The organism is Pseudoxanthomonas sp. LjRoot204_2 (assembly GCF_056175765.1).
Window position 1 is genome coordinate 1 of the sequence record NZ_JBGFFG010000651.1, and the last position, 1,365, is coordinate 1,365.

1 protein-coding gene is annotated in these 1,365 nt (G+C 62.9%); it reads left to right on the forward strand.

Going from position 1 to position 1,365, the window contains the following annotated elements:
* The first annotated feature begins 175 nt into the window (after nucleotides 1-175).
* Nucleotides 176-1,273, forward strand: coding sequence for a 4-hydroxyphenylpyruvate dioxygenase (gene hppD, locus AC04L7_RS18785; RefSeq protein ID WP_475513714.1), 1,098 nt, complete (start codon nucleotides 176-178; stop codon nucleotides 1,271-1,273).
* Nucleotides 1,274-1,365: the final 92 nt, after the last annotated feature.

Sequence of the window (1,365 nt, forward strand, 5' to 3'; positions counted from 1 at the left end):
CTGCTGATCCGGTTGGACAGCACGCTCAACCGATAAGAGAACAGGCGGTCGAGGTCGAAATCGGCGTGGACGGGCGGGCTGTCGGGCGGCTGGCTCATTGTTGCGCTGCTACTTGTGGGTGGTTTCAGCTGAAACTATATTGGCGTGCATCCACGCAAGCCTAGCGAGACGCCCCATGAACGCACAACCCAACCTGGGCATGCAGCCCACGACGTTCGACAACCCGATGGGCATCGACGGCTTCGAATTCGTCGAGTTCGCCGCGCCCGCCGGGCAGGCTCACCACCTGCACGATTACTTCCGCAAGCTGGGCTTCGTGCAGGTCGCGCGCCACAGGACGCGCGCCATCAGCACCTATCGCCAGRGCGACTGCACCTTCCTGATCAACGAGGACCCCGATTCCTTCGCTGCCCGCTTCGCTGCCGAACACGGCCCCAGCGCGTGCGGCTTTGCGATCCGCGTGAAGAAACTGGCCGAATGGGCGCGCGTGCAGGCGCTCAAGAACGGCGCCGAGTCGTTCGACGCGGCGGACGAGCTGACCAAGGCCGTGGCCGCGCCGGTCATCAAGGGCATCGGCGACTGCATGCTCTACATCGTCGACCGCTATGACGACCAGGGCACCATCCACGACCCCGACTACGAATACCTGCCCGGCGTGGACCTGATGCCGAAGGGCTTCGGGCTGACTTTCATCGATCACCTGACCCACAACCTCTACCACGGCAACATGGCCAAGTGGGCGGACTACTACGAGCGGCTGTTCAACTTCCGCGAGATCCGCTACTTCGACATCAAGGGCGCAAAGACCGGCCTGCTGTCCAAGGCGATGACCGCGCCGGACGGCATGGTGCGCATCCCGCTCAACGAGTCCAGCGACCCGAAGAGCCAGATCAACGAGTACCTCGACGCCTACAAGGGCGAGGGTATCCAGCACATCGCCTGCTTCACCGACGACATCTACACCACGGTGGAGAAGATGCGCGAAGCGGGCGTCGAGTTCCTCGACACGCCGGATACCTATTTCGACGTGATCGACCAGCGCATCCCGAACCATGGGGAAGACGTGGCACGCCTGGCGCGCAACAAGATCCTGATCGATGCCGACGTCGAGACCAAGCAACGCAAGCTGCTGCAGATCTTCACCCAGAACGCGCTGGGCCCGATCTTCTTCGAGATCATCCAGCGCAAGGGCAACGAAGGCTTCGGCGAAGGCAACTTCCAGGCACTGTTCGAGAGCATCGAGCGCGACCAGATGAAGCGCGGGGTGCTGTAGTCTTCTGCCTCAAGCCCCTCTCCCGACGGGAGAGGGGTTGGGGTGTGGGGCAGGAGGTCATGGATGACGAACCACCGCAGACCTCCGATGGC